General features: G+C 61.7%; 5 protein-coding genes. All 5 read right to left on the bottom strand.

Annotated features, from left to right (window positions below):
* Positions 1–166 precede the first annotated feature (166 nt).
* Positions 167–433, bottom strand: a complete 267-nt coding sequence (locus VK804_RS29655) for a DUF1150 domain-containing protein (RefSeq protein ID WP_325751839.1) — start codon at positions 431–433, stop codon at positions 167–169.
* A gap of 50 nt (positions 434–483) precedes the next feature.
* Positions 484–909 carry an Hsp20 family protein gene (locus tag VK804_RS29650; RefSeq protein ID WP_325751838.1) on the bottom strand — a complete coding sequence of 142 codons (426 nt, stop codon included), beginning with the start codon at positions 907–909 and terminating at the stop codon, positions 484–486.
* Positions 910–1,161: 252 nt separating this feature from the next.
* Complete coding sequence (locus VK804_RS29645; RefSeq protein ID WP_325751837.1) at positions 1,162–2,244, bottom strand: sn-glycerol-3-phosphate import ATP-binding protein UgpC; 1,083 nt, start codon at positions 2,242–2,244, stop codon at positions 1,162–1,164.
* A gap of 1 nt (position 2,245) precedes the next feature.
* Positions 2,246–3,094, bottom strand: a complete 849-nt coding sequence (gene ugpE, locus VK804_RS29640; RefSeq protein ID WP_325751836.1) for a sn-glycerol-3-phosphate ABC transporter permease UgpE — start codon at positions 3,092–3,094, stop codon at positions 2,246–2,248.
* Positions 3,095–3,101: 7 nt separating this feature from the next.
* On the bottom strand, positions 3,102–3,935 hold the full coding sequence (gene ugpA / locus VK804_RS29635; RefSeq protein ID WP_325751835.1) for a sn-glycerol-3-phosphate ABC transporter permease UgpA: 834 nt from the start codon (positions 3,933–3,935) through the stop codon (positions 3,102–3,104).
* Between the last annotated feature and the right edge of the window lies 1 nt (position 3,936).

The raw sequence follows: 3,936 nt of genomic DNA, 5'->3' as shown, positions 1-3,936 counted from the left end.
AAATCTAGTCAGGCAGCCGTGCAGCGATGACGGAAAAAACAGGCCGATCAAAAAAAGCGCGGACATGTCCCCGATCTGATCGAGGACATGTCCGCGTATCGTGAAATTCTTTACGGCGTCGGTAACACCGGCAAGACCTGCGTCAGTGACACCGACAAGAGTCGGGTCAGTGAACGCTGACGGCCTGCAGTTCGTTGCTCCAGGCGTTGGCGATCGCGGCTTCCCGGCTGTCGGTCAGCATGATCGGCGTGCCGTCGGCGGCATGGAGCGCAAACAGCTTGAGGCCCGGTGCGATCTCCGGTGCTTCGGGAAACAGCCCCGGTACATCCTCGGAACGGATCTGCTTCACATAGGCGATATGGCCTTCGCCCAAGCTCGCCAGTGCCTCGGTGGAGACACCACCCACTTCAAACACTACTTCAGCTTCAGTCATGGTCTCGACTCCTCTGTCAGACTAAGCGGTCGAGTCCGCTCCTCGTTCCATTATTCGTGCTCATTGATAGCGATTGTCTTAACGACCTTTTCCGGCTCCGGCCGGGCCAGATCGATCGACAACAGCCCGTTTTTCAAATCCGCGCCCAGCACCTGCATCCCCTCCGCCAGCACGAAAGTGCGCTGGAAGTGGCGCGCGGCGATGCCGCGATGGATGTATTGCCGGGCCTTGTCGTCCTGCTGGCGGCCCCGGATCACGAGCTGGTTTTCCTCAATGGTTACATCGAGTTGGTCGCGGGTAAATCCCGCCACCGCCAGCGTGATGCGTAAGCGTTCGGGCTGGCCGTTGGCACGGTCGCACCTCTCGATATTGTACGGAGGGTAACCGTCGGCGCCCTTGACGACGCGATCGAGCGCACGCTCGATTTCGTCGAATCCCAGCAGGAACGGGCTCGATAACGAAGGAACACGAGTCATATTTTTACAAAGCCCTCTCGAAGCGACTTTGGCAGTTTAGGACCCTTGCGGCGTCCCGTGGCGATCGGCCGGCGGATTAGCCGTCCGGTCAGAAGCCAATATGGGCATGATTCGGAGGGTGTTCAAGCACCTGTCCGACCTGCGGAATCCCTGCTCCAACGTCATTCCGGGGCGCGCGGAGCGCGAACCCGGAATCCAGAGGTGGTCGTAGGAGATTCCGGGTTCGCGCTAACGCGCGCCCCGGAATGACGGCTAAATCTCGATCCGTTTGCGGCCGTCGGCGCTGAACAGATGCAGTTTTTCGCGCGGTGCCACCGCGCGGATGGGCGCGCCGATGGCAGGCGCGATCGCGCCGGGAATCCGCACGATCACGTCGGCGGGCGGCAGTTCGCCGGGATCGGCGGCCATAACTTGCGCTCCATTCTTGCGTCCGCCGTAGATGAAAGTCTCCGCGCCAACCCGTTCGATCGCTTCCACCGTGAGATCGAGCGCGATGCCGCCGGCGACTGGTTCGCTCGAAATCTCGAAATCCTCGGGCCGGATTCCGAGCAGGCCCGCTTCGCCGTGGCCTGATAGTTGCGAGCTGATTTCGTCCGACTGCAGCGGCATCAGATTCATCGGCGGCGCGCCGATGAACGACGCCACGAAGGTGGTCGCGGGTTTCTGGTAGATCGCGAGCGGGTTGCCGATCTGCTCGACCTGGCCGCCGTTCATCACCACCAGGATATCGGCGAGCGTCATCGCCTCCAGCTGGTCGTGGGTGACGTAGATCGAGGTGGTGGAGAGCCGGCGCTGCAGTTTGCGGATTTCGACCCGCATCGCGATGCGCAGCTTGGCGTCGAGGTTCGACAGCGGTTCGTCGAACAGGAACACTTTTGGCTGCCGTACGATGGCGCGGCCCATCGCGACGCGCTGGCGCTGGCCGCCGGACAATTGCCCCGGCTTGCGGTCGAGCATGGCGCCGAGCTCGAGAATCCGCGCGGCCTCCTGGACGCGGGTGTCGATTTCGGGCTTCGGCATGCCGCGGTTGCGCAGGCCATAGGCCATGTTGTTGTAGACGCTCATATGCGGATAGAGCGCGTAATTCTGGAACACCATGGCGATGTCGCGCTCGGCCGGCTCGACCTGGTTGACGATGCGCCCGCCGATGTCGATCTCGCCTGACGTGATGGTTTCCAGCCCCGCCACCATCCGCAGCAGCGTCGACTTGCCGCAGCCGGAGGGACCGACCAGCACGCAGAACTGGCCGTCGCCGACATCGAAGTCGATGCCTTTGATGGCTTCGAAGCCGTTGGGATAGGCCTTGCGGACGTTGCGCAGTGTTACGTTAGCCATCTCACTTTTCCGTCTCGATCAGACCCTTGACGAACAGGCGTTGCATCAGCACGACGACCAGCACCGGCGGCAGCATGGCGAGCACGGCGGTCGCCATCGCCACCGACCACTCGGTCAAGGCATCGTGCACGTCGATGATCTTCTTGATGCCGATCACGATGGTCTGCATGTCGTCGCGGGTCGTGATCAGCAGCGGCCAGAGATACTGGTTCCAGCCGTAGATGAACAGGATCACGAACAGGGCGGCGATGTTGGTGACCGACAGCGGCAGCAGCGTATCGAAGAAGAAGCGGATCGGGCCGGCGCCGTCGATCTTGGAGGCCTCCACCAGCTCCTTCGGCACCGTCATGAAGAACTGCCGGAACAACAGCGTCGCGGTGGCCGAGGCGATCAGGGGCAGGATCAGGCCGGCATAGGAATCCAGCATGTGCAGGTCGGACGTGATCTTGTAGGTGGGAAAGATGCGCACCTCGACCGGCAGCATCAAGGTGATGAAGATGGTCCAGAACGCCGTCATCCGGAACGGAAATTCGAAGAACACGATGGCGTAGGCCGAGATGATTGAGATCGCGATCTTCCCGACGGCGATCCCGATCGCCATGATCAGGCTGTTCAGCATCATGCCGCCGACCGGCGCGCGCGTGGTGCGGCCAGTGCCGGAGACGATGGTGTTCCAGTAGGTTTCCAGCCCGTGCGTGCCGGGATAGAGCGGCATCTGGCCGTTGGCGATCACGGTGTTGTCGTGGGTCGAGGCGATGATGGCGAGATAGACCGGAAACGCGACGATCGCGACCCCGGCCAGAAGAACCAGGTGCGGCAACAGGTTTCCAAAGCGGCGATGCTCGATCATGGCGCTCTCAGTAATGAACCTTCTTTTCGACGTAGCGGAACTGGAATGCGGTCAACGCCACCACGATGATCATCAGGATCACCGACTGCGCCGCCGAACCGCCGAGGTCGGTGCCGACCTTGCCGTCCTGGAAAACCTTGTAGACCAGCGTTTGCGTGGCGCCGTTGGGGCCGCCGCCGGTTGCGGTATCGATGATGCCGAGCGTGTTGAAGAAGACGTAGGTGATGTTGACGATGATCAGGAAAAACGACGTCGGCGACAGCAGCGGGAAGACGATGGTCCAGAACCGGCGCACCGGTTTGGCGCCGTCAATCGCGGCCGCCTCGATCACGCTTTTCGGGATCGCCTGCAGGCCGGCGAGAAAGAACAGGAAATTGTAGCTGATCTGGTTCCAGACCGCGACGATGACGACGAGGATCATCGCTTGCGTGCCGTCCAACACCGGATTCCAGTCGATACCGGAGCGCTGCAACGCGCGGGCGATCATGCCGAGCCCGGGCTGGAACATGAAGATGAAGAGCACGCTCGCCACCGCCGGCGCCACCGCATAGGGGATGATGAGGAAGGTTCGGTAGATCTGGATGCCGGGGATGTTGTGGTTGGCCATCACGGCGAGCAGCAGGCCAATGGTGAGCGAAAAGAACGCCACCAGCGCCGAAAATACGAAGGTGACGCCGATCGCCTGGTAATAGGAAGGCGTTTGCAGCAGCGAGACGTAGTTCTCGAACCAGACGAATTCGGTCGACAGCCCGAACGCGTCCTGCACCAGGAACGATTGCCACAGCGCCTGCGCCGCCGGCCAGTAGAAAAAGATCAGGGAGACCGCAAGCTGCGGCAGGATC

The organism is Bradyrhizobium sp. (genome assembly GCF_035484855.1).
Classification (GTDB): domain Bacteria; phylum Pseudomonadota; class Alphaproteobacteria; order Rhizobiales; family Xanthobacteraceae; genus Bradyrhizobium.
The sequence above is the reverse complement of the archived record's forward strand: the minus strand, read 5'-3'. Positions and strand labels throughout refer to the sequence as shown.